This is a genomic window from Streptomyces sp. LARHCF249, from assembly GCF_052871255.1.
Genome location: NZ_JBIXJQ010000010.1, coordinates 244567 through 267712 on the forward strand (window position 1 = coordinate 244567; position 23146 = coordinate 267712).

At 72.9% G+C, this 23146-nt stretch carries 24 protein-coding genes; 11 read left to right on the top strand and 13 right to left on the bottom strand.

Annotated features, from left to right (window positions below):
- The first annotated feature begins 81 nt into the window (after window positions 1-81).
- Window positions 82-1044, top strand: a complete 963-nt coding sequence (locus tag ACIPUC_RS27790; RefSeq protein WP_446592955.1) for a GNAT family N-acetyltransferase — start codon at window positions 82-84, stop codon at window positions 1042-1044.
- Here ACIPUC_RS27790 and ACIPUC_RS27795 read toward each other — a convergent pair.
- Window positions 1034-1927, bottom strand: coding sequence for a helix-turn-helix transcriptional regulator (locus tag ACIPUC_RS27795; protein ID WP_446592956.1), 894 nt, complete (start codon window positions 1925-1927; stop codon window positions 1034-1036). The two genes, ACIPUC_RS27790 and ACIPUC_RS27795, sit on opposite strands and share 11 nt — an antisense overlap.
- A gap of 158 nt (window positions 1928-2085) precedes the next feature.
- Here ACIPUC_RS27795 and ACIPUC_RS27800 point away from each other — a divergent pair, with 158 nt between their 5' ends.
- A complete protein-coding gene (locus tag ACIPUC_RS27800; RefSeq protein WP_446592957.1) occupies window positions 2086-3144 on the top strand; it encodes an NAD(P)-dependent alcohol dehydrogenase in 1059 nt (352 codons plus the stop codon).
- Window positions 3145-3154: 10 nt separating this feature from the next.
- Here the strand turns inward: ACIPUC_RS27800 and ACIPUC_RS27805 are convergent, their stop codons facing one another.
- From ACIPUC_RS27805 to ACIPUC_RS27830, 6 genes are all read right to left on the bottom strand, one after another.
- The gene (locus tag ACIPUC_RS27805; RefSeq protein WP_446592958.1) at window positions 3155-3652 is read right to left on the bottom strand and encodes an SRPBCC family protein; all 498 of its coding nucleotides are present in this window, start codon (window positions 3650-3652) and stop codon (window positions 3155-3157) included.
- 39 nt (window positions 3653-3691) lie between these two features.
- A complete protein-coding gene (locus ACIPUC_RS27810) occupies window positions 3692-3964 on the bottom strand; it encodes a hypothetical protein (RefSeq protein WP_446592959.1) in 273 nt (90 codons plus the stop codon).
- The gene (locus ACIPUC_RS27815) at window positions 3961-4314 is read right to left on the bottom strand and encodes a hypothetical protein (protein ID WP_446593067.1); all 354 of its coding nucleotides are present in this window, start codon (window positions 4312-4314) and stop codon (window positions 3961-3963) included. The genes ACIPUC_RS27810 and ACIPUC_RS27815 overlap by 4 nt, the downstream gene beginning before the upstream one ends.
- A gap of 165 nt (window positions 4315-4479) precedes the next feature.
- The gene (locus ACIPUC_RS27820) at window positions 4480-5082 is read right to left on the bottom strand and encodes a DUF3885 domain-containing protein (protein WP_446592960.1); all 603 of its coding nucleotides are present in this window, start codon (window positions 5080-5082) and stop codon (window positions 4480-4482) included.
- On the bottom strand, window positions 5079-5747 hold the full coding sequence (gene msrA, locus ACIPUC_RS27825) for a peptide-methionine (S)-S-oxide reductase MsrA (protein WP_446592962.1): 669 nt from the start codon (window positions 5745-5747) through the stop codon (window positions 5079-5081). Before msrA ends, ACIPUC_RS27820 begins: the two co-directional genes overlap by 4 nt.
- 108 nt (window positions 5748-5855) lie before the next feature.
- Window positions 5856-6962, bottom strand: a complete 1107-nt coding sequence (locus ACIPUC_RS27830; protein ID WP_446592964.1) for a hypothetical protein — start codon at window positions 6960-6962, stop codon at window positions 5856-5858.
- A 97-nt stretch (window positions 6963-7059) separates the two neighbouring features.
- On the opposite strand from ACIPUC_RS27830, the gene ACIPUC_RS27835 reads away from it, so the two are divergent.
- Window positions 7060-8217, top strand: coding sequence for a cystathionine gamma-synthase (locus ACIPUC_RS27835; protein ID WP_446592965.1), 1158 nt, complete (start codon window positions 7060-7062; stop codon window positions 8215-8217).
- Between the two features lie 24 nt (window positions 8218-8241).
- Here the strand turns inward: ACIPUC_RS27835 and ACIPUC_RS27840 are convergent, their stop codons facing one another.
- Genes ACIPUC_RS27840 through ACIPUC_RS27850 form a run of 3 tightly spaced genes read right to left on the bottom strand, consistent with a single transcriptional unit; the run spans window position 8242 to window position 9481 of the window.
- Entirely contained in the window at window positions 8242-8496 is a 255-nt protein-coding gene (locus tag ACIPUC_RS27840; protein ID WP_446592966.1) for a hypothetical protein, read from the bottom strand.
- The gene (locus ACIPUC_RS27845) at window positions 8493-8900 is read right to left on the bottom strand and encodes a sigma factor-like helix-turn-helix DNA-binding protein (RefSeq protein ID WP_446592967.1); all 408 of its coding nucleotides are present in this window, start codon (window positions 8898-8900) and stop codon (window positions 8493-8495) included. Before ACIPUC_RS27845 ends, ACIPUC_RS27840 begins: the two co-directional genes overlap by 4 nt.
- A 59-nt stretch (window positions 8901-8959) precedes the next feature.
- Window positions 8960-9481 (bottom strand): MarR family winged helix-turn-helix transcriptional regulator, encoded by a 522-nt coding sequence (locus tag ACIPUC_RS27850; RefSeq protein ID WP_446592968.1) that lies wholly within the window; start codon window positions 9479-9481, stop codon window positions 8960-8962.
- Window positions 9482-9763: 282 nt separating this feature from the next.
- On the opposite strand from ACIPUC_RS27850, the gene ilvA reads away from it, so the two are divergent.
- The 3 genes from ilvA (at window position 9764) to ACIPUC_RS27865 (ending at window position 13083) form a co-directional block, all read left to right on the top strand.
- A complete protein-coding gene (gene ilvA / locus ACIPUC_RS27855) occupies window positions 9764-10996 on the top strand; it encodes a threonine ammonia-lyase (RefSeq protein WP_446592970.1) in 1233 nt (410 codons plus the stop codon).
- A 174-nt stretch (window positions 10997-11170) separates the two neighbouring features.
- A complete protein-coding gene (locus ACIPUC_RS27860; RefSeq protein WP_446592972.1) occupies window positions 11171-12193 on the top strand; it encodes an ATP-binding cassette domain-containing protein in 1023 nt (340 codons plus the stop codon).
- Window positions 12190-13083 carry an ABC transporter permease gene (locus ACIPUC_RS27865; RefSeq protein WP_446592973.1) on the top strand — a complete coding sequence of 298 codons (894 nt, stop codon included), beginning with the start codon at window positions 12190-12192 and terminating at the stop codon, window positions 13081-13083. The genes ACIPUC_RS27860 and ACIPUC_RS27865 overlap by 4 nt, the downstream gene beginning before the upstream one ends.
- Window positions 13084-13163: 80 nt before the next feature.
- On the opposite strand, the gene greA is transcribed toward ACIPUC_RS27865, so the two are convergent.
- Both greA and ACIPUC_RS27875 read right to left on the bottom strand, forming a co-directional pair.
- Complete coding sequence (greA, locus tag ACIPUC_RS27870) at window positions 13164-13661, bottom strand: transcription elongation factor GreA (RefSeq protein ID WP_030009952.1); 498 nt, start codon at window positions 13659-13661, stop codon at window positions 13164-13166.
- A 133-nt stretch (window positions 13662-13794) separates the two neighbouring features.
- Entirely contained in the window at window positions 13795-14202 is a 408-nt protein-coding gene (locus tag ACIPUC_RS27875; RefSeq protein WP_446592975.1) for a DUF4307 domain-containing protein, read from the bottom strand.
- Window positions 14203-14401: 199 nt separating this feature from the next.
- Here ACIPUC_RS27875 and ACIPUC_RS27880 point away from each other — a divergent pair, with 199 nt between their 5' ends.
- From ACIPUC_RS27880 to ACIPUC_RS27890, 3 genes are all read left to right on the top strand, one after another.
- Complete coding sequence (locus ACIPUC_RS27880; RefSeq protein ID WP_446592976.1) at window positions 14402-15604, top strand: RNA-guided endonuclease InsQ/TnpB family protein; 1203 nt, start codon at window positions 14402-14404, stop codon at window positions 15602-15604.
- Between the two features lie 86 nt (window positions 15605-15690).
- Window positions 15691-16572, top strand: a complete 882-nt coding sequence (gene mca / locus ACIPUC_RS27885) for a mycothiol conjugate amidase Mca (RefSeq protein WP_446592977.1) — start codon at window positions 15691-15693, stop codon at window positions 16570-16572.
- A 2-nt stretch (window positions 16573-16574) separates the two neighbouring features.
- Window positions 16575-16799: a hypothetical protein gene (locus ACIPUC_RS27890; RefSeq protein WP_446592978.1), complete on the top strand. Its 225-nt coding sequence runs from the start codon at window positions 16575-16577 to the stop codon at window positions 16797-16799.
- A gap of 85 nt (window positions 16800-16884) precedes the next feature.
- Here ACIPUC_RS27890 and ACIPUC_RS27895 read toward each other — a convergent pair whose 3' ends face one another.
- A complete protein-coding gene (locus ACIPUC_RS27895) occupies window positions 16885-20088 on the bottom strand; it encodes a tetratricopeptide repeat protein (protein ID WP_446592979.1) in 3204 nt (1067 codons plus the stop codon).
- A gap of 123 nt (window positions 20089-20211) precedes the next feature.
- Between ACIPUC_RS27895 and ACIPUC_RS27900 the strand changes: the two genes are divergently transcribed.
- Entirely contained in the window at window positions 20212-20976 is a 765-nt protein-coding gene (locus ACIPUC_RS27900) for a DUF4344 domain-containing metallopeptidase (protein ID WP_446592980.1), read from the top strand.
- Window positions 20977-21003: 27 nt separating this feature from the next.
- Window positions 21004-23082: a thioredoxin domain-containing protein gene (locus ACIPUC_RS27905; RefSeq protein ID WP_446592981.1), complete on the top strand. Its 2079-nt coding sequence runs from the start codon at window positions 21004-21006 to the stop codon at window positions 23080-23082.
- Window positions 23083-23146: the final 64 nt, after the last annotated feature.

Below are 23146 nucleotides of genomic sequence, written 5' to 3' on the forward strand. Positions count from 1 at the left end.
CCGGCGGCGCTCGGCCGCGGCCGGGCGACGGTGACCGAAAACGCCTGACCGCGGGCCGCGGAGTCTGCCTAGGCTCGGGGGATGACGATCCGAGCGCTACCCGTGCCCCCGACCAACCCCCAGGTGGACGACTGGTGGGCGGTCCTGGTCGCCGCCGCGGCGGCCGACCTGCCGCAGCTGCCCGCGCCCTCCCGGCAGGAGGTCGCCGGCCGGCTGTGCGTGGCGCCCGCCCGCGGCTACGCCGCGCTCTGGGCGGCGGACGGGGCGCAGGGCGTCGCGGGGCTGCTCCTGTTCACGGACGAGGCCAACCGCCACACCGCGTACCTCGACGTGCTGACGGTACGTCCGGACGCGCGTCGGCGGGGCATCGGCACCGCCCTGTGGCAGCGGGTCCGCGAGGAACTGCTCGCGCAGGGGCGGACCTCGGTCGGGGCCGTGGTGGACCTGGGAGGACCGGGGCAGGCGTTCGCGGAAACGCTCGGGTTCGAGAACGTCCTGCCCATGGCCTGGTACGTGCAGGACGTCCCCCGGCGGCCCGGTCCAGGGGCGGTCCCGGCCACGCCGGGCTACGAACTGCGGGCCTGGCACGGCCTGGTGCCGGACGATTGGGCGGACGCGGTGGCCAGGGCCCACGGGGCGATGGAGGACGCGCCGATGGGGGACGTCGACGAGAAGATCGAATCCTGGACGGCCGAGCGGCTGCACGCGGCGCACCGGCTGATCCTGGACCGGGGCGGGGAGCTGACCACGGTCGCCGCGGTCACCGGTGCGGGGGAGGTCGCCGCGTACACGGAGCTGGTCCTGCCGGATCCCGGCGGCGCCCGCGCCCTCCAGTACGACACGGTCGTCGTGCCCGCCCACCGCGGCCACGGCCTGGGCCGCGCGGTGAAGCTGCGCATGCTGGAGCTGGCCGCGCACCGGTATCCCGCGCTGCGGCGGATCGCCACGACGGTCGCGGACGAGAACACCCCGATGCGCGCGGTCAACGAAGCCCTGGGCTACCGGCACGAGCGCGACGCGGCGTACTACCAGCTCAAGCTGTAGCGGCGGGGTCCCGGTCCGCCCCGGTCGAGGGCTCTTCCGCGGGGGCGGACCACGACGACAGCAGCCGCAGGGCGTCCTCGGAGGGGGATCCGGGCGCCGCGTGGAAGGTGACCAGGAACTGCGCCGGATCGTCGGGCAGGGCCAGTCTCTCGAAGTACAGGTCCAGCTCGCCCACCAGCGGGTGCCGCAGCTTCTTCAGCCCGTGCGTCTTGTCCGCCACCGTGTGCGCCGCCCACAGCCGCGCGAACTCCTCGTTCTTCACCGACAGCTCCCCGACCAGCGCGGAGAGCTGCTCGTCGTCCGGGTGCTGGCCCGCGTACATCCGCAGGTTGCTCACCACCTCGCACGCCCGGCACTCCCACTCCGCGTACAGCTCGGCCGTCGCCGGGTCCAGGAACACCAGCCGCACCAGGTTCCGTTCCTGTACGGGCAGCGCCCCGAAGTCCCCGAACACGGCGGCCGCGAGCCGGTTCCAGCCGAGCACGTCCTGGCGGCGGCCCACCAGGTACGCCGGTACGTTCTCCATCGCGTCCATCAGCGTCCGCAGCTCCGGCCGGACCTGCTGCGGACGGTGGCTCTGGCGGCGCCGGCGGGCCTGCGGGCGCGCCAGATGGGTCAGGTGCGCCCGTTCCGTGCCGTCCAGCCGCAGCGCCCGCGCGATGGCGTCCAGGACCTCCGCCGACACGTTGTGGCCGCTGCCCTGCTCCAGGCGCGTGTAGTACGCGACCGACACCCCGGCGAGCAGCGCCAGTTCCTCGCGGCGCAGGCCGGGGACGCGCCGGTGGCGTCCGTAGTCGGGCAGGCCCACGTCCACGGGGCGCAGCCGGGCGCGGCGGCTGCGGAGGAACTCGCCGAGCTCGGCTCGCTGATCACGCTGGTCCATGGCGTCAGTATCGCCGCCCGCCCGGCACGGCGCGGTGGTGTTCCTGACCCCGCCAGGGGTAGGTCCGCCAGTCATAGGCTGGCCAGGGGGCTGGGTGGGCGGTGCCCGGCCCGGCAGGCTGGACGCACACACCAGCGCCACCGCCGAGGAGCCCCTCCATGTCCGTGTCCGTCACTTCCACGCAGGCCGCCGCGTACGCCGCGCCCGCCCCCAAGGCCCCGCTGGAGCGCACCACCGTCCCGCGCCGCCCCGTCGGCGAGCACGACGTCCTGATCGACATCAAGTACGCCGGCGTCTGCCACAGCGACATCCACCAGGTCCGGGACGGCTGGCGCGAGGGCATCTACCCCATGGTCCCCGGGCACGAGATCGCCGGTGTCGTGGCCGAAGCCGGTCCGGGCGTCACGAAGTTCGCGGTCGGGGACCGGGTGGGCGTCGGCGTGTTCACCGACTCCTGCCGTACGTGCGAGCACTGCCTGCGCGGGGAGGAGCAGTTCTGCGTCGAGGGCGCGACCGGCACGTACAACACGCTCGACAGGAACGGCGAGCCCGCGTACGGCGGTTACTCCACCCACATCGTCGTCGACGAGAACTACGCCGTCCGCATCCCCGACGGCCTCGCCCTGGACGTCGCCGCCCCGCTGCTGTGCGCGGGCATCACCCTGTACTCCCCGCTCCGCCACTGGAAGGCGGGCCCCGGCACGAAGGTCGCCGTCGTCGGCCTGGGCGGCCTCGGGCACATGGGCGTGAAGATAGCGGCGGCCCTGGGCGCGGAGGTCACCGTCCTGTCGCAGTCCCTGCGCAAGCGGGAGGACGGCCTCAGGCTGGGCGCCTCGCACTACTACGCCACCAGCGACGAGACCACCTTCGAGAAGCTGACCGGCACCTTCGACCTGATCCTGTCCACCGTCTCCGCGCCGCTCGGCCTGGACGCGTACCTCGCCCTGCTGAAGGTCGACGGCGCGCTGGTGAACGTCGGCGCCCCGGAGGAGCCGGTCGCGCTCAACCTCTTCTCCCTCATCGACGGCCGCAAGTCCCTCGCCGGCTCGATGATCGGCGGGATCGCCGAGACCCAGGAGATGCTCGACTTCTGCGCCGAGCACGGCCTGGGCGCCGAGATCGAGCTGATCGCCGCCGACCGGGTCAACGAGGCGTACGAACGCGTCCTGGCGAGCGACGTCCGCTACCGCTTCGTGATCGACACCTCGACGATCTGACCGGTCCGGCTCACCGCATGGGGTGCGGGTGCTCCGCGGCCTCCTTGACGTTCTCCAGCGTCGTGAGGATGGCGGCGCGCTGCTTCCCGGGCAGGTTCAGCACCTTGTACATCGCTTTCAACGGCAGCGCGCCCTTGGCCGGCTCCTCCACCCGCATGTGGTGTGACAGGCGGGTGCCGCCGTCCTCGGGCTCCAGGTGGTAGTCCCAGTACGCGCGGCCGCCCGCCCCGCGCTTCTCCTCCTTCATCGGAGGGAAGGAGACCCACCCGAAGTCGTGCCCCCGGTCGACCACCGTCACCTCCGACGGCGCGTCGAACCTCGACGGCCCGAACTTCTCGTGCGCCGTCCAGCGAGTCCCGACCTCCAGCGGCCCCTCGAACTCGATCTCCTTGGTGATGCTCTTCGGCCCGGCGAACTCCGTATGCCGGGCCACGTCCGTCACGACTGCCCACACCTCGTCCGGCGAGGCGTCCACGTGCACACTCTCCGTGATCTCCGACAGCGTCATCACGCACCTCCAGCCCCAGTTCCGAGCATGCACCCACACCTACAGAGAGTCGAACGGCGGGACAATCCGAACCACGACGACCAGCCGGGCCCGGGGCGCGGCCAGGAAGTAGAACCAGCCGTCAGCAGCGTTCATCCTGCGCAGACCGCCGGGCTGGGGTCCGCTCCCGAGGTCACCGAGGTCCACGCCCATCCGGCCCAAGTCCACGAGCTGTCCCGCCAGCCGCTCGACCTCGGCCACGACATGGGCGGGAATGCCTCCTGCGACGTGCGCGTGGTCGGGGTCGTACTCCCAGCGCCAGTCGTGGCTCACGGCCGGTGAACGTCCAGGGCGGTGTGCGCGGCGTCCAGGATTCTGCCGATCTCGGCGGCGGCCCGCCGTGCCTGCGCGGCGTCACCGGTGGCTGCCGTGTCCTCCCAGTGGCGCAGCCGCTCGGCCAGGTGGGGTTGGCGCTGGATGTGCACATACGCCGCCCATTGGGCGATGAACCGTTGCAAGGGGAGGAGGTCGGAGCCCTGCCGGGCCTGGTCCGCGGCCTCGTCCAGCTCGCGGGTGAACGCGGGCAAGGCTGCCGGGGCGATCTGCGCGACGGCCTGCCGCAGCGCGGTCACGGTGGCCGGCGGCTGCGGGATGAGCGGCTGCCCGGCGGCGGACGTGGTCACGGTTGCTCCCATGGGCGAGATTCTGGGCCCCGGCGCCAGCGTACCCAGCGCGATGTGCGGGCCCCCACCCGAACGGGTGAGCCGTGCGGGACGCGGTGGGAGGCGGGCGGTTGCGAAGCGGGGGCACCCCGGCGGCGAGGCGGCCTTTGCCCCCGCCCCGCCCGATCAGTAGCCCAGAGGGTGGGCGGAGAGCCAGGTGGAGTGGCGGTCGCGCAGGCGGTCCCGCTCCTCGGGGGTGGGGAGGATGACGTCCGCGCCGCCGTCGTAGGGGTGGTGGATGCGGGCAGCGGCCGTGTCGGTCACGAAGACGCCGGCCAGCTCGTCGTCCGCCACCGCCCGCAGCAGCCCGTCCAGGCAGCCGCGCCGCCAGACGCGGCGGTCGGCGTAGAAGTACCAGCGGGCGTGGCCGTCGGGGTCGGGGTCGGAGGTGTCCTCCAGCGTGGTCCACAGCGTGCCCTCCGGATGGAGGGCACGGCGCCGCGGCCACCGGTCCGTGTGCTCGTCCAGGTCGGACCAGGCGGTGGTCACCACGTACACCTCGCCGCCCGCGAACAGCTCGTCGAGGACCGTGTTGTACCGGTCCAGGACGATGCCGTGCTCCGCCTCGTCCTGCGCGTAGCGCTTCGACGCCGGGAGGCTGTGGAAGCGCACCCAGCGGTCGGCGTACGCGGACTTCAGCTCGTGCGGGAGCAGCGGGCCGGGATCCCACTGCTCCTGCCAGAGCCGGGTCAGCAGGGCGTGCGCCGGGTCGGGGGGCGGCGGACTCACTCGCCCGGCGCCGGGGCCACGCCGATCGGGCAGCTGACGCCCGTGCCGCCGATGCCGCAGTAGCCGCCGGGGTTCTTGTCGAGGTACTGCTGGTGGTAGGCCTCCGCCGGCCAGAACGGGCGGTCCGTCGCCGGGAGGACCGCCGTGGTGATCCGGTCGTGGCCGGAGGCGGTCAGGACCTGCTGGTAGGCCTCGCGGGAGGCTTCCGCCGCCTGCTGGTGGGCCGGGGAGTGGGTGTAGACCGCCGAGCGGTACTGGGTGCCCACGTCGTTGCCCTGGCGGAAGCCCTGGGTCGGGTCGTGGGACTCCCAGAAGAGCTTCAGGAGGGCGGCGTACGAGACCTGCGCCGGGTCGAAGACCACGCGGACGACCTCCGTGTGGCCGGTCTGGCCCGAGCAGACCTCCTCGTAGGTCGGGTTCTCGGTGAAGCCGCCCTGGTAGCCGGCCAGGGTGGTCCAGACCCCGGGGGTCTGCCAGAACTTGCGCTCCGCGCCCCAGAAACAGCCCAGCCCGAAGTCGGCGACCTCCAGGCCTTCCGGGTACGGGCCGGCCAGCGGGTTGCCCAGCACGGTGTGCTTGTCGGGCAGGCCGAAGAGAGGCTCGGAGCGGCCCTTCAGGGCCTCCTCGCGGGTGGGGAGCTCGGGCGTGCGGCGGTACGAGAACATGGATTCCCTCCTTGGTATGGGTGACAACGGGGGAGGGTGGGCCGGGATTCCCGGCCCGGTCGGCTCGTTCCCGCTCCGTAAGACCCGCCGCGCCGGCCCGTCGGCCCGTCAGTGCGGCAGCGTCGCCGGGGAGCCGCCGTTCGCCTCGTAGCCCGCCACCGCCAGCGCCCGGTACACCGCGTACTGCGCCGCCGGGTCCTCCGAGGCCGACCACGGCAGGGCTCCCACGTAGCCGTCCACGTGCCGGACCTGCTCCATGGCCTCCGCCCAGCGCTCCATGTTGACCAGGAACAGCAGCAGCAGGTGCCGTACGTGCGCCAGCATCGGGTCGTCCTGGCGGGCCGTGTGGACCGCGTACAGCGCGCCCTCCACCGCCCGGGTCACGACCGCGCTCTGGTAGAAGCTGCCGATCATCACCACGTCCGGCAGGTTCTCGTACACCGCGAACAGCGGCAGCGCCGCCAGCAGCGAGCCCTGCGGGGCACGGGCCGCGGCCGCGTGCGAGAAGGCGTCCGCGTGCTCCCGCGAGCCGTGCCACTTCCCGCACCAGTAGTGCAGCGCCGCCAGATGCGCGCCCATGTGCGCCGGCGCCCGGTCGATGACCTTCGCCCACAGCGCGTCGAACTCCGCCTCCGAGTACGCGAGCCCCCGCGCGATCGCCAGCTCCGTGATGTACGGGACGGGGTCGCCCGGCGACAGCAGCGCCGCCTTGCGGCACGCCTCCCGCGCCTCCTCCAGGATGATCCGGTGGTCCTGCGAGCCGACCCCGCCCGAACTGCGCCACGCCTGCTGCACCAGCAGCTCCGCGTGCACCTGCGCGCCGCCCGCGTCCTTCTCGGCCTCCAGCCGCCAGGCCTTCAGCCACTGCGCGCCCACACCGGGCTGCTGCACGAGCTCCAGCGCCGCCGCCCCGCCGAAGGCCTGCACGCGCTGCCAGCGCTGCTCGCCGTCCTTCGGGGTCCCGGCGAGCAGCTGCGAGGCCGCCTGCCACTGGCCGGTGGCGCGGACGTTGTCGAGGGCGTCCATCAGGTCCCGGTCCGGCCCGGGGATCCGGATGTCGAGATCCTCCTGCCGGTCGAATCCGTAGTTCGCGGGGTCGGCGGCGTCCGGGCTGCCGGGTGCGACCAGCCGGATACCGCCGCGCTTGCGCCGTATGTACGGACTGATGACGAACACGACCATGAGGATCGCGAACAGGAACCACAGAATCTCCATGCCTCAAGCGAACCAGACCGAGGGGGCCGCAGGCCAATGGCGGTCGATTGCCGGGCCACGGGAGGAGCGATCCCCAAGCGGGGCTTAGGCTCTGCCCATGAGCGACGACAGCCACGAGCACCAGAGCTTCGAGACCCGCGCGATCCACGCGGGCAACACGGCGGACCCGCTGACCGGCGCGGTCGTACCGCCGATCTACCAGGTTTCCACGTACAAGCAGGACGGCGTCGGGGGCCTGCGCGGCGGTTACGAGTACAGCCGCAGCGCCAACCCCACCCGCACCGCCCTGGAGGAGAACCTCGCGGCGCTGGAGGGCGGCCGGCGCGGGCTCGCCTTCGCGTCCGGGCTCGCCGCCGAGGACTGCCTGCTGCGCACGATGCTCTCCCCGGGCGACCACGTGGTCATCCCCAACGACGCCTACGGCGGCACCTTCCGCCTCTTCGCGAAGGTCGTCTCCCGCTGGGGCGTGGAGTGGTCGGTGGCCGACACCTCCGACGCGGCCGCCGTCCGCGCCGCCCTCACCCCGAAGACCAAGCTCATCTGGGTCGAGACCCCCTCCAACCCGCTGCTCGGCATCACCGACATCGCCGTGGTCGCCGACATCGCGCGCACGGCCGGCGCCCGGCTGGTCGTGGACAACACCTTCGCGTCCCCGTACCTCCAGCAGCCCCTCGCGCTGGGCGCGGACGTGGTCCTGCACTCGCTGACCAAGTACATGGGCGGCCACTCCGACGTGGTCGGCGGCGCGCTGGTCACCGCCGACGCGGCGCTGGGCGAGGAGCTGGCCTACCACCAGAACGCCATGGGCGCGGTCGCCGGGCCGTTCGACTCGTGGATCGTGCTGCGCGGCATCAAGACGCTGGCCGTACGGATGGACCGGCACGCGGAGAACGCGGGCAAGGTCGCCGAGATGCTGACCCGCCACCCCAAGGTCACCCAGGTCCTGTACCCGGGGCTGCCGGAGCACCCGGGCCACGACATCGCCGCCAAGCAGATGCGCAACTTCGGCGGGATGATCTCCTTCCGGGTCGCCGGCGGCGAGGAGGCGGCGGTCGGGGTCTGCAACCGCGCCAAGCTGTTCACGCTGGGCGAGTCCCTGGGCGGCGTCGAGTCCCTGATCGAGCACCCGGGCCGCATGACGCACGCGTCGGTGGTGGGCTCGGCCCTCGAGGTCCCGGGCGACCTGGTCCGCCTGTCGGTGGGCATCGAGAACGCCGACGACCTCCTCGCGGACCTGACCCAGGCCCTGGGCTGACGGCCGCCCCCCTGGAGGGCCGGGCTACCAGCCCTCCAGGGGCGGCGAGATGTCCGCCGGCGGCGTGGTCCACGGCTGGGTCAGCGCGGCCCAGACGGTGAACGCCGCCGCCGCCGCGAACAGCAGCGCCCAGCCGAACCTGCGGAGCACCCGGCGGCGCCGCAGCAGACGGTCGCCGCGGGCCGCCGCGCCCGCCGCCAGACCCGCCGGGACCGTCGGGTACGGGCCCTCCAGGAGCCGCCTGACCCGGTCTTCCCTCCGGTCCGGGAACCCGCTCACCGCAGCTCCGCCACGGCCCGGTTGCACAGCACCCGTACCCGCTCGGCCGGCAGCCCCAGCTGCGCCGCGGCGACTTCCTCCGCGACCCCCTCGTAGATCCGCAGGACGAGTACGAGCCGCTCCAGCGGGCTCAGCCGCGCCAGCAGCCCGTGGCCGCCCTGGTAGCGCCGGCCGGTGCGGGCGAAGGCGGTGCACAGCTCCTGGCGGGTGAAGTCGTACGGGTCGTCCCCGCGCAGCCGCTGCCAGTTCGCGTACGTACGGGCCAGGGCGCCCGCCAGGAGCCGGCGCGCGGGCTCCGGCTCACCGGTCAGCAGGATCGCGACGTGCAGCAGCCGCCCCGCCGCGCCCGCGACGAAGGCCTGGAACTCCGTGTAGGAGCCTGCCCGTTGGTCAACCGCCCGCATGCCTCACATAGTGCGGGCAGCGGGTCCGTCCCGGTCAATACTCCGGTCCGGGTCAGGAATCAGGACGCCGGGCCGGCGTCGGCGACGGCCGCCATCAGCTCCGACAGCGACACGTTGAACCGGGTCAGCAGCTTCGTGAAGGACTTCCGCTCCTCCTCGGTCCACTCCTCCGTCACGCGCGCCATCAGCTCGCGCCGCGAGGAGCGCACCTCCTCCAGCCGGGCCAGCCCGCGCGGGGACAGCGCGAGCACCACGGCCCGACCGTCCTCGGGGTGCGAGGTCCGCTTGACCAGACCGCCGTCGACCAGCGGCGCGACCTGCCGGGTCACCGTGGACGAGTCGATGCCCATGCCGCCGGCGAGCGCCTTGACGCCCATCGGCCCTTCCAGGTCGAGCCGGTTCAACAGCAGGTACGCGGCCCGGTCCATCGAGTTGCGGGCCTGGCCGACACCGCCCAGGCGGGTCTGCTCGGCGCGCCGCGCGAAGACCGCCACCTGGTGCTGGAGCGCGTCCAGGAGACCCGCTCCGGCAGGCGCTTCGCCCACCACGGGCAGATCGGAATTGGCCGGGGATGAAGGCATGGCCGTGGGCTCTCTTCGCATGGGTCCGACAAGGATGGGGGACAGCGTACGCGGCCGTGCGGCGGCCCGTACGGCTCGTACGAGAACTGGTACGGCCCGTCCGCGCCGCCGCTCCGAGGCCGTCCCGGATGGCGGGATTTCGCCCCTCTCGCACCCCTCTCACACCCGCCTCGCACCTCTCCCCGTCCCCCTCGGGCCGCGCTGCCGCACCCGGCCCGCGGCCCCGCCGGGCCCCGTTCGCCACGCTGAGCCCGCCCGCCCGCGGGCTGCGAGACTGGCGGCATGAACTACCGCGTGCCCGAGCCCGTCCCGCAGGTCATCCTCGACGACGTCCGGGGGGCCCAGAAGATGCTCTCCGGCGTCTCGCGGGTGACCGCGATGGAGGGCAGCCGGCACCTCTCCTCGCTCACCGGCTCCCCGGTCCACCTCAAGTGCGAGAACCTCCAGCGCACCGGCTCCTTCAAGCTGCGCGGGGCGTACGTGCGCATCGCCGGCCTGCGGCCCGAGCAGCGGGCCGCCGGTGTCGTGGCGGCCAGCGCCGGCAACCACGCGCAGGGCGTGGCCCTGGCCTCCTCCCTCCTCGGGGTCCGCTCCACGGTGTTCATGCCCGTCGGCGCGCCGCTGCCCAAGGTCGCCGCGACCCAGGAGTACGGCGCCGAGGTGCGCATGCACGGGCACGTCGTCGACGAGACCCTGGCCGCCGCCCAGGAGTACGCGGACCGCACCGGGGCGGTGTTCATCCACCCCTTCGACCACCGCGACATCATCGCGGGCCAGGGCACGGTGGGCCTGGAGATCCTCGAGCAGTGCCCCGAGGTGCGCACGATCCTCGTCGGCATCGGAGGCGGGGGCCTCGCGGCCGGCGTCGCGGTCGCCGTGAAGGCGCTGCGCCCCGACGTGAAGGTGATCGGCGTCCAGGCGGCGGGCGCGGCCGCGTACCCGCCCTCGCTGAAGGCCGGGCACCCGGTGTCGATCGACAACCCCAACACGATGGCGGACGGCATCAAGGTGGGCCGCCCCGGCGACGTCCCCTTCAAAATCATCGGCGAGCTCCTCGACGACGTGCGTACGGTGTCCGAGGACGCGCTCTCCAGTGCCCTGCTGCTGTGCCTGGAGCGGGCGAAGCTGGTGGTCGAGCCGGCCGGGTGCAGCCCGGTCGCCGCGCTGCTGAGCGAGCCCGAACGGTACGGCGGGGGCCCGGTGGTGGCCGTCCTGTCGGGCGGGAACATCGACCCGCTGCTGCTCCAGCGGATCCTGCGCCACGGCATGGCGGCGGCGGGCCGGTACCTGTCGCTGCGGCTGCGCGTGGCGGACCGGCCGGGGGCCCTGGCCGGGCTCCTGGGGGTGCTGTCAGTGGTCGATGCGAACGTACTGGACGTGAGCCACGTGCGGACCGACCCGCGGCTCGGGCTCACGGAGGTGGAGGTGGAGCTGCACCTGGAGACGAAGGGCCCGGAGCACTGCACGGAGGTCGCGCGCTCGCTGCACAGCGCGGGGTACAAGGTGATGAGCTAGCCGACGGCCGGTCGGCGGTCTGGCAGCTCACGATATAACGCGATAACGTGCGCCGGGTGGCGGGGAGGCGGAGCCGCGTCCCCCGTTGGGCCGGGCGAGGGATGCCCGGCGCTCATAAGCTGTGCCAGGAATGACCGGATTTCAGCTGGCCCGATTCACACTGGGAGAATCCATATGCCAGGCGCGATCTACGCCGAAGGCCTGGTCAAGACCTTCGGCGACGTACGGGCACTGGACGGCGTGGACCTCGATGTCCCCGAGGGCACCGTCCTGGGTCTGCTCGGCCCCAACGGCGCGGGCAAGACCACGACCGTACGCGTTCTGACCACCCTGCTCCGCCCCGACAGCGGCAAGGCCGTCGTCGCCGGCATAGACGTACTCAAACACCCCAACGAGGTCCGCCGCGCGATAGGCCTGTCCGGCCAGTTCGCCGCCGTCGACGAGTACCTCACCGGCCGCGAGAACCTCCAGATGGTCGGCCAGCTCTACCAGATGAAGGCCAAGGCGGCGAAGGCCCGGGCCGACGAACTCCTCGAGCGCTTCAACCTCTCGGACGCCGCCGACCGCACCGCCAAGACCTACTCCGGCGGCATGCGCAGGCGCCTCGACCTCGCGGCCGCCCTCGTCGTCAGCCCGCCCGTGATGTTCATGGACGAACCGACCACCGGACTCGACCCCCGCAACCGCCAGCAGCTGTGGGGCATCATCCAGGAACTGGTCGCCGGCGGCACCACCCTGCTGCTCACCACCCAGTACCTGGAGGAGGCCGACCACCTCGCGCACGACATCTGCGTGGTCGACCACGGCAAGGTCATCGCCCGCGGCACCTCCGACCAGCTCAAGGCCCGCACGGGCGGCGAGCGCGTGGAGGTCGTCGTCCACGAGCGCGAGCACATGGCAGGCGCGAGCGAGGTCCTCGCCGTCTTCGGCAAGGGCGAGACCACCGTCGAGGAGCACACCCGCAAGCTCACCGTGCCCGTCTCGGGCGGCGCCAAGCTGCTCGCCGAGGTCATCCGCGAGCTGGACGGCCGGGGCATCGAGATCGACGACATCGGGCTGCGCCGCCCGACCCTCGACGACGTGTTCATCTCCCTGACCGGCCACGCGGCCGAACAGGCCGCCGAGGAGAACGGCGAGGGCGCGCCCGCCGCCGACGCCAAGGGCCGCAAGGCGGCGCGGAAGGAGAAGGCGAAGTGACCACCACCTCCCCGACCCCGGGCTCCCCGGGCTCCCAGGGCTCCGCCCCGCTCCGGGAACTCGCGGCGCCCCGCCCGCGCGGCGGCCTCGCCCAGGGCGTCAACGACTCCCTGGTGATGGCCAAGCGCAACCTGATCCGCATGTCCCGGATCCCCGAGATGATCATCTTCGGCGTGATCCAGCCGGTCATGTTCGTCGTGCTCTTCAGCTACGTCTTCGGCGGCTCCATCAGCGTCGGCGGCAGCACCTCGCCCGCCGCCTACCGCGAGTTCCTGATGGCCGGCATCTTCGCCCAGACCGTCACCTTCGCCACCGCCGGCGCGGGCGCGGGCATCGCGGACGACATGCACAAGGGCCTGATCGACCGCTTCCGATCCCTGCCGATGGCCCGCGGCGCGGTCCTGACCGGCCGTACCCTCGCCGACCTCGTCCAGACCGCGCTGACCATCGTGGTCCTCGCGGTCGTGGCCGTGATCGTGGGCTGGCGCACCCACACGAGCATCGGCGAGGTGCTCGCCGGCTTCGCGCTGCTGCTCCTGCTCGGCTACGCCTTCTCCTGGATCGGCGCCCTGATCGGCCTGTCGGTGCGCACCCCGGAGGCGGCCACCTCGGGCGGGCTGATCTGGCTCTTCCCGCTGACGTTCATCTCGAACGCCTTCGTCCCCTCCGACAACATGCCGACCTTCCTGCGGCACATCGCGGAGTGGAACCCCTTCAGCGCCACCGTCCAGGCGGCCCGCGAGCTCTTCGGCAACCTCCCGCCGGGTTACGAGGCCCCGGCGGCCTGGCCGATGCAGCACCCGGTGCCGGCGTCCGTGCTCTGGTCGCTGCTGATCATCGTGGTCTTCCGGACCCTGGCGGTCCGCAAGTACCGCTCGGCGACCGCGTAGGCCCGCCCGCAGCCCCGTAACGCACCGATGCCCGGCCGGGAGGAACCGGCCGGGCATCAGCGTGTGAAGAGAGGGGGTGATCAGCCGGTGAAGGGCTTGACGTCGAGGATCTTGACGGAGGCCTTCTTGCCGTTCGGCAGCTCGTACTCGGCGTCCTCGCCGATCGCCTTGCCCAGCACACCGCTGCCGAGCGGGGACTGGGGCGAGTACGTCTCGAAGTCCGAGGACGCGTACTCGCGCGAGGCCAGCAGGAACTCCATGGTGTCGTCCTCGTCGCCATCGAAGGCGATCTTGACCAGCGTGCCGGGCGCCACCACGCCGTCGGACGCGGGCGCGGTCCCGACCTTGGCATTCTCCAGGAGCTGCGTCAGCTGGCGGACGCGGAGCTCCTGCTTGCCCTGCTCTTCCTTGGCCGCGTGGTAACCGCCGTTCTCACGCAGGTCGCCCTCCTCGCGGGCGGCTGCGATCTTCGTGGCGATCTCCGTGCGGGCGGGACCAGAGAGGTAGTCCAGCTCTGCCTTCAGCTGGTCGTACGCCGCCTGGGTCAGCCAGGTGACGCTTTCGCTCGTCTGGGTCACGGGTGCTCCTCGTCGGTACAGGGGACTACAAGGCCGCCAGCGGCGGACGAAACCACGAGCCTAACAATTCGGGAAGAAAAGGGGGAGGACCCGCGAGTCCGATTGCCCGCTCTCCGTGTCCCGGACCGTGCCCTCAGCGGGCCGCAGGCTGGCAGCCGACCAGCTCGATCATTGTGGCGCGGCTGGTGGTCTTCAGCGAGACGACCTCGTCCACGCGCGCCTCGGCCTGCGCGAACGTGAAGTCCGCCCGGCCCACCTCGCCGTGCTCCTTGTCCTGGGAGCTGAGCGTGCAGACCCCGGTGACCGAGGACTCCTTGCGGACCTCCAGGTGCACCTTCACCTCGTTGTCCGAGACCACCTGGAACTTGATCACCTCGGCGCTGACGCTCTGCCCCGCGACGTAGTCCCAGCCGATCCACCCGACCACACCCAGCAGCAGGGCCCCCAGCACGGACCCGACGACCTTGAGCTTCCGATCCGCACGCTCGTCCGCCGACCGGCCGTAACGACCCTCGGGCAGCCCTTCGCGCACCGCGCTCATCGATCGTTCCTCTCTGTGGGGGCCGACGCCGTCCGGCTCAGACCCGGTCACCTGGTCACAGGAGCATGTCACGGTCCTCAGCCCGGGAAGAATCCACCCTTCCCGTCCGGCAGGGGCCCACACATGCAGTCGGTCACCCGTTCGGGTGGGGTGTCGGCGTTCCGGGAAGGGACGCGGGCTGCGGCTCTAGGTTGGCGTCATGACGGCATTGCCGGAGGTCGGGGAGGACGGGCGCGCCCGGTACACCTTCCGCCTGCGCGTGTCTTCGGGCGCCCGCACGGCCTTGCTCGGAGAGTGGGACCGGTGCCGGTGGGTGTGGAACCAGTGCGTCGCCACGTCGCGGGCGGCGCGCCGGGCGGGGGAGAAGTGCGGGCCTGCCGGTCTCGACAGGATGCTGACGGGTTGGCGCGGCGAGCGTGAGTGGCTGCGCGCGGGTGGGAGCGTGCCGCAGCAGCAAGTCATCCGGGACTTCGCGACATCCCGCGCCAAGGCGCTGCAAGGCGTCAAGGCGCGGTTGCCGGTGCGGCGGCGGGCGGGGATGTCGCGGTTCAAGAAGAAGGACCTGTCCGCCCCGACCCTGAACTACACCCGGCGCGGCTTTCGGCTCAAGGACGGCCGCCTGCACCTGGCCGGGGGCATATCGCTGACCGTGGTGTGGTCGCGGCAGTTGCCTGCCGATCCGTCGAGCGTGCGCGTCTACCGGGACAGCCTCGGGCACTGGTACGCGTCCTTCGTCGTCCCGGCCGAAGTGCAGCCGCTGCCCGGAACGGGGACGGCGATCGGCGTCGACTGGGGCGTGACGGAGACCGCGACCACCACCAGCGACGACCACGACCTTCCGCATCCCGAGTACGGGAAGAAGGCTGCCCGGAAGCTGGCCGGGTACCAGCGGATGATGGCCCGGCGGAAGCCGAAGCGCGGTCGGGCTGCCTCGAAGGGCTATCGGAAGGCGAAGCGGCAGGCCGCGAAGGTACACAAGAAGATCGCCCGGCAGCGGCAGGACACCGCGCGTAAGTGGGCCAAGCGCGTGGTGACGGACTTTGGCCAGCTCGCGGTGGAGGACTTCCGGCCGAAGTTCCTCGCCAAGTCGACGATGGCGCGCAAGGCGGCCGACGCGGCGATCTCGGCCACGAAGCGTGAGCTGATCAACATGGCGCTCAAGCACGGCCGTGACCTGTGGCTCGTGCATCCCGCGCACACCACCATGGACTGCGGACGGTGCGGGGCGAGAACCAAGCACGCACTGCCGCTGTCGGAACGCACATACACGTGCACCGCGTGCGGAACGGTCTCCCGGAGAGACAAGAACTCCGCACGCGTCGTGCTCGTCCGGGCTGGTCTCACCCCGGCTGATGCCGATCGCGGAAGACCCGACGGGCCGCCGGTCCGTCGGGCTGCGTGAGTCAGGAATCCCCCGCGTCATTCGATTGCTGAGGGAGGAGTCAATATAGAAGCCGACTGTCACGCCGAATTGCAGAGGATCCCGTCTTGACCGAGCAGCTTCGACTGATGGCCGTCCACGCCCACCCCGACGACGAGTCGAGCAAGGGCGCGGCCACCATGGCCAAGTACGTGTCCGAGGGGGTGCCCGTGCTGGTCGTGACCTGCACCGGAGGCGAGCGCGGCTCCGTGCTGAACCCCAAGCTCCAGGGCGACAAGTACATCGAGGAGAACATCCACGAGGTACGCCGCAAGGAAATGGACGAGGCGCGCGAGATCCTCGGGATCCAGCAGGAGTGGCTCGGCTACGTCGACTCCGGCCTGCCCGAGGGCGACCCGCTGCCCCCGCTGCCCCAGGGCTGCTTCGCGCTGGAGGACGTGGACGAGGCCGCCGGCCGGCTCGTGAAGAAGATCCGGGCCTTCAAGCCGCAGGTCGTCACCACGTACGACGAGAACGGCGGCTACCCGCACCCCGACCACATCATGACCCACAAGATCTCGATGGCGGCCTTCGACGGAGCGGCCGACACCGAGAAGTACCCGGAGGCCGAGTTCGGCCCGGCGTACCAGCCGCAGAAGCTCTACTACAACCAGGGCTTCAACAAGCCCCGCACCATCGCCCTGCACGAGGCGCTGCTCTCGCGCGGCATGGAGTCCCCGTACGGGGAGTGGCTGGAGCGGTGGAAGGAGTTCGAGCGCACCGAGCGGACCCTGACCACTCACGTGCCCTGCGCCGACTTCTTCGAGATCCGTGACAAGGCGCTCGTCGCCCACGCCACGCAGATCGACCCGGACGGCGGCTGGTTCCGCGTCCCGATGGACATCCAGAAGGAGGTCTGGCCCACGGAGGAGTACGAGCTCGCGAAGTCGCTCGTCGACACTTCCCTCCCCGAGTCCGACCTCTTCGCGGGCATCCGGGAGAATGCGTAGCTATGAGCGCTACGCAGGCAGCACTGACCCAGCTCCTCCCGCTGGCGGGTGACACCTTCGACAAGAACAAGGTGACCCCCGGCATCCTGGGCTTCATCGTGTTCGCGGCCCTCGCCCTCGGCGTGTGGGCCCTGATGAAGTCGATGAACCGGCACATGGGACGGGTGAACTTCGAGGAGGCCCCGGAGCCGGGCTCCGCGAGCGCGGAAGCCACCCGGGCCCCGTAGGGCGCAACCCCGCGCGTGACGCCGCCCCGCCGCCGAACCGGCGGGGGGCGGCCGCCCGCGCGCGGGCACGCCGGCGCCGCGGGCGTCACGTCAGCGGGACGCCCATGATCTCCCGCGAGTGGAGGTTCGGCACCAGGCCGAGCCGCCACGCCTGCCAGTCCTCCGCCGGGTCCACCCCGCGGGCCAGGATCACCGCGTACGTCTCCAGGCAGTCCTCCAGCCGCCCGTCCCGCGCCGGATGCGGCGCCCCGGACAGCCGGTCCAGCTCGGCCCGCGCCTCCTCCTGCGCCGCCGGCCCCCCGAGGGCCGCGAAATCGGCGTACGGCAGCATCGTGCACCGCAGGAACCGCGCCCAGTCCTCCCCGCGCCGGTCCCCGTACGAGATGAACAGCCGCACCGCCTCCTCGCACAGGCCCAGCGCCTGCGACACCTTGGCGTTGCCCGCGTCCACCACCGCCAGCTCCAGGCAGGTCCACGCCTCGCCGTGCGCCAGCCCGATCCGCCGGAAGTCCGCCCGCGCGTCCACCAGCAGCTGCCGCGCGAAGCCGGAGTTCCTCAGGTTCCCCGTCTGCGCCGCCCGCTGGTCGCGCGTCACCCGGCCCGAGTGGTGCCGCGCGTGCGCCAGCCCGTACACGTCCCGCATCCGCGAGAACATCGTCCGGGCCCGCTCCAGCTCCCGGACCGCCTGATCGCGCTCGCCGCCCTCCTCCAGCGCCTGCCCGAGGTAGTACAGCGTCCACGCCTCCCCGCGGGCGTCCTCCGCCTCCCGGTGCCGGGCCAGCGCATCCCGCAGCCGCTCCAGGGCCGGCCCCGGATCCCCGTCCACCACCCGGGCCCGGCCCAGCTGGGTCAGCGCCCACGCCTCACCGCGGTCGTCGCGCGTGCGCCCGTACAGGTCCAGGGCGAGCCTCAGCTCCGCCTCCGCCCGCTTCACGTCCCCCAGCCGCAGGAACACCTGGCCCAGCTGGAAGTGCGCCCACGCCTCGCCGTGCACGCTCTCGCTCTCCCGGTGCAGCTCCAGGGACCGCTCCAGCAGCGCCATCGCCTCCGCCAGGTGCGCCCGGTCCCGCTCCACGGCCGCCAGCGCGTGCAGACCCCACGCGCGGTCGCCCGCCAGCTCCGGCGACTCCTGGAGCACCAGCGCCTCCCGGATGCGGGCCGCGGCCTCCGGAAGACTGCCCTGGTGGTGCAAGGTGATGCCCAGCGAGATCAGGGCCATGCCCGCCCCCGCCTCCTGCTGCGCCTCCTTGTACTGGTCCACCACCGAGGTCAGCGTCGTGCGGGCCTTGTCCAGCTCGCCCAGCTGCCGAGCCGCGATACCGGTGCGCCACTGCACCGACCGCACCAGCCGCCCCTGCGGGCCGGCCTCCACCGCCTGCGTCAGCTCGTTGATCTCACCGAGGCGGTACAGGTCCCCGCGCAGCAGGCAGAAGTCGCACAGCGCGCCCAGCAGGTCCAGCACCGCCTGCTGGTCCACGCCCTCCGAGTGCCGCAGCGCCGCCGTGATGAAGCTCGACTCGTCGTCCAGCCAGCGCAGGGCCGCGTCCAGCGAGGCGAAGCCGTGCACGCCGACCGGGCCCTTTCCCAGCGTGTGGGCGCGCGTCGACATCTTCCCGTCGACCATCCGGATCACCGAGTCCGCCAGCTCCGCGTACACGCGGATCAGCCGCTCGTGCGCGGCCGCCGCCTCCGCCCGGTCCTCCTGCGTCTGCAGCCGCTCCGCCCCGTACGCGCGCACCGCGTCGTGCATCCGGAACCGCTGGCCCCGCACCCGCTCGATCAGCCCCGCCTCGTACAGCTCCTCCAGCGCCCGCAGGGCCGCCTGCTCGGGTACGTCGGCCAGCGCGGCCGCGGCCGCACCGCCGAGCGAGGCCCGCCCGGCCAGCGGCAGCCGCCGCAGCAGCAGCCGGGCCGGTCCGTCGAGGCGGGCATCGGCGGCCCGCAGCGCCAGCTCCACCGGGTGGCCCGGCCCCGCGCCGGGCACCAGGCCCTCGCGGGCCAGCGGCGTGAGCATCCGCAGCGCCAGCGGGAGCCCGCCGCCGCGCTCCACCACGGCGGCCGCGTCCGCGTCCCGGGGCGCGGCGGCCGCCCGTACCAGCTCCACGGCGTCCGCGTCGGCCAGCGGCTCCACCGGCAGCTGGTGCACCCACGCCGCCAGGTCCGCGGGCAGCTCCAGCGGCTCCCGCGCCGTCACCAGCACCAGACTCTCCGACCGCTCCGGCACCAGCGCCCGTACCTGCGCCGCGTCCACCGCGTCGTCCAGCACCACCGTCACCGGCAGGCCCTGGAGGTGCTGGTGGTACAGCTCGCCCAGCCGCCGCACCTGCTGCTCCGCCGAAGCCCCGTCCCGGAACAGCAGCTGCTCGCGCGGTGCGCCCAGCCGGTTCAGCAGGTGCAGCAGCGCCTCCCGCGTGGACAGCGGCGCCTCGCCCTGCGGCGAGCCGCCCCGCAGGTCCACCACGCACGCGCCGCGGAACTGGTCCCGCAGCCCGTGCGCCGCCCGCAGCGCCAGAGCCGTCCGGCCCACCCCGGGCTCCCCGTGCAGCACCACCACGACCGGGCGGGTCTCCGTGCTGGCGCGGGCCGCCTGCACCCACTGGGCGATCCGCGTCAGCTCCGCCTTGCGGCCCGCGAACAGCCCGGCCGGCTGCGGAAGCTGCCCGAAGGACTGCTCCAGGGCGTTGCGCCGCCGCGCCTCCGCACTGCGGTCCGTGCCGCGCAGCTGCGGAGTGGCCCGGGGTGCCGTACGGGGTGTCCGCGCGGCCGCCGTCACGGCGCGCTGCTGCTCCAGGAAGGGCCGTATGCCGCGTACCTCCAGGGCCGACAGCCACTGCAGCTTCAGCTGCTCGGGCCCGCCCGGACGGCCGCGTTCCCCGGCCCGCCGGTTCGCCGCCGGCAGGTGCAGGGCCGTCACCTTCGCCACGGTCGCGACCGCCCCCGCGACACCCGTCACCGCCCCCGCGGTCAGCGCCGTACCGGCCGCCACGCCGAGCGCCAGGTCCGCCCCGACGGCCGCCGCTGCCGCAACCGCCGTGATCAGCAAGGCGGTTGAGGTGCTGCCGCGCTTGAAGGCCTCGCCGAGCGACTGCTCGCCGGCCGCCGCCTCGTCCAGGGCCCGTACGTACGCCTCGTACTCCGGAGCCGCGCTCGCGGCGAGCGCGTCCAGCGCCTCCCGGGCCCGGGCCAGCAGCGCCGCCTTGTCCACCGGCGCACCCGCCGCCCGCCGCGCCTCCTCCTCCACGGCCCGCTCCAACAGCCGCTCGGCCTCACTGCGTTGGCTGTCCCGCATCCGCATCCCCCTCGGAGAGCTCCGGCAACGTGCCCCAAGTGTCCGTCGGGACGCGCGCGAGCGGGAGAGAATCTGAGCTAGTTCAGAGGGAGTTGCTCGGATGACGGTACGAAGGAGCGGCGGGTGACCGCGGTGCGGCGAGCGGCCGTGGTCCTGGCCGGATGCGCGGCGGGGGCCCTGCTCGTGTGGGGGGCGGGCGGATGCGAGGAGGCGCTCCCCGACCGGGGGTTCGTCCTGCGCTACGAGCGGCCGGCCGCGGCCGACGGGCAGGACGCCCGTCTCCTGAAGGCCTGGAAGAGCGCCGAGTCCGCCCTCGCCGACCTCAACGGCTATGTCGCGCTCCCGCACCGCGTCACCGTCGCCGCCCGCTCCTGCTCCGGCGAGGGCACCGGCTACGACCCGGCGCAGCGCCGCATCGAGCTCTGCTACGACGACCTGGCCGAGGAGCGCGCGCTGTTCGAGCGGGCGGGGGACCCCCGGCCGGACGAACGGCTCGCCGAGGTGGTCCGGGAGACGCTGTACCACGAGGCCGGCCACGCCCTGGTGGACGCGCTGGACCTGCGGCCCGGCGACGACCGTGCCGAGGAGGACGCCGCCGACCGCTTCGCCCAGGTGATGCTCCTGCGCGGCCGGCCCGACGGCGAGCAGGTCCTCCTGACCGCCGCCCGCGCCTACGACCTGGCCGCCGCGGCCGACCCGGACCCCGACCCGGCCGACGAGCACGCCCCGGACGCCGTCCGCGCGGAGTCCCACCGCTGCGCGGTCCTCGGCGCGGCCCCCACCCGCCACCCCGACCTCGCCACCCCGTCCCGCGCCGGCTGCACCGCCACCTGGACCCGTACCCGCGACACCTGGACCGGCGACCTGTCCCCGCTCCTTCGGCGCTGATCTGATCTCTTGCGGCAGGATGTCCCCATGCCGAACCGCCTCGAGAACGAGACCTCGCCGTATCTGCTCCAGCACGCCGACAACCCCGTGGACTGGTGGCCGTGGTCGCCGGAGGCATTCGCTGAGGCGCGGGAGCGGGGCGTGCCCGTCATGCTCAGCGTCGGCTATTCGAGCTGCCACTGGTGCCATGTGATGGCGCACGAGTCCTTCGAGGACGAGCTGGCCGCCGCCTACATGAACGAGCACTTCGTCAACATCAAGGTGGACCGCGAGGAGCGCCCCGACGTCGACGCCGTCTACATGGAGGCCGTGCAGGCCGCCACCGGGCAGGGCGGCTGGCCGATGACGGTCTTCCTGACGCCGGACGCCGAGCCGTTCTACTTCGGGACCTACTTCCCGCCCGAGCCCCGGCACGGGATGCCCTCCTTCATGCAGGTCCTCGAAGGCGTGCGGACCGCCTGGGTGGGGCGGCCCGAGGAAGTGGCGGACGTGGCGCGGCGGATCGTACGGGACCTGGCCGGCCGGAAGTTGGACTACGGGAAGGCCGGCACGCCCGGCCCCGAGGAGCTCGCGCAGGCGCTGCTCGGGCTGACGCGCGAGTACGACGCCACGCGCGGCGGATTCGGCGGGGCTCCGAAGTTCCCGCCGTCGATGGTGCTGGAGTTCCTGCTGCGCCACCACGCCCGGACCGGGTCCGAGGGGGCGCTGCAGATGGCCGCCGACACGTGCGGGGCCATGGCCCGGGGCGGGATCTACGACCAGCTCGGCGGCGGGTTCGCCCGGTACTCCGTGGACCGGGAGTGGGTCGTGCCGCACTTCGAGAAGATGCTGTACGACAATGCGCTGCTCTGCCGCGTCTACGCCCACCTGTGGCGGGCCATCCCCCGCGACGGAGCCGCCGATGAGCTCGTGGACCTCGCGCGCCGGGTCGCGCTGGAGACGGCCGACTTCATGGTGCGGGAGCTGCGCACCGACCAGGGCGGCTTCGCCTCCGCGCTCGACGCCGACAGCGAGGACCCGCTCAGCGGCAAGCACGTGGAGGGCGCGTACTACGCCTGGACCCCCGCGGAGCTGCGGGAGGTGCTCGGAGAGGAGGACGGGGAGCTGGCCGTCGGGTACTTCGGGGTGACCGAGGAAGGCACCTTCGAGCACGGGAAGTCGGTCCTCCAGCTGCCCCAGGACGGTCCGGCGGCCGACGCCGAGCGGATCGCGTCGATCCGGGCGCGGCTGTTCGCGGCGCGCCAGACGCGGCCCGCGCCCGGGCGGGACGACAAGGTCGTGGCCGCGTGGAACGGGCTCGCCGTGGCCGCGCTCGCCGAGTGCGGGGCGTTCTTCGATCGGCCGGACCTGATCGAGCGGGCCACCGAGGCCGCCGATCTGCTGGTGCGCGTGCACATGGACGGCCGGGCCCGGCTGGCGCGGACCAGCAGGGACGGTCAGGCGGGTGCGAACGCGGGCGTGTTGGAGGACTACGGCGATGTGGCCGAGGGGTTCCTCGCGCTGGCTTCGGTGACGGGGGAGGGGGTCTGGCTGGAATTCGCCGGGTTCCTCGTCGACCTGGTTCTGGACCGGTTCACCGCCGAGGACGGGTCGCTGTACGACACCGCGCACGACGCGGAGAAGCTGATCCGCCGGCCGCAGGACCCCACCGACACGGCCGCGCCGTCGGGCTGGACGGCAGCTGCCGGCGCGTTGCTCTCGTACGCCGCGCACACGGGTTCGCAGGCCCACCGTACGGCGGCCGAGCGGGCGCTCGGGGTGGTACACGCCCTGGGGCCGCGCGCTCCGCGCTTCATCGGGCACGGGCTGGCGGTGGCCGAGGCACTGCTGGACGGGCCGCGCGAGGTGGCGGTCGTCGGGCATCCGGAGGATCCGGCGCGGGCGGCGCTGCACCGGACGGCGTTGCTGGGGACGGCTCCCGGGGCAGTCGTGGCGACCGGCCTGCCGCTCGCGGCGGACGGCAGCGGCGGGGAGTTCCCCCTCCTGGCCGAGCGCACACTCGTGCACGACCGTCCGACGGCGTATGTCTGTCGACATTTCGTCTGCGCGCGGCCTACGACGGATCCGGTCGAGTTGGCGGAGCAGTTGGGCACGTTTCGTCCCTGAAGTGCCCGGAGTGCCGTCAATTCCGGTTAGTCATACATCAGTTCAGAAACCCGGTTTTTATCTA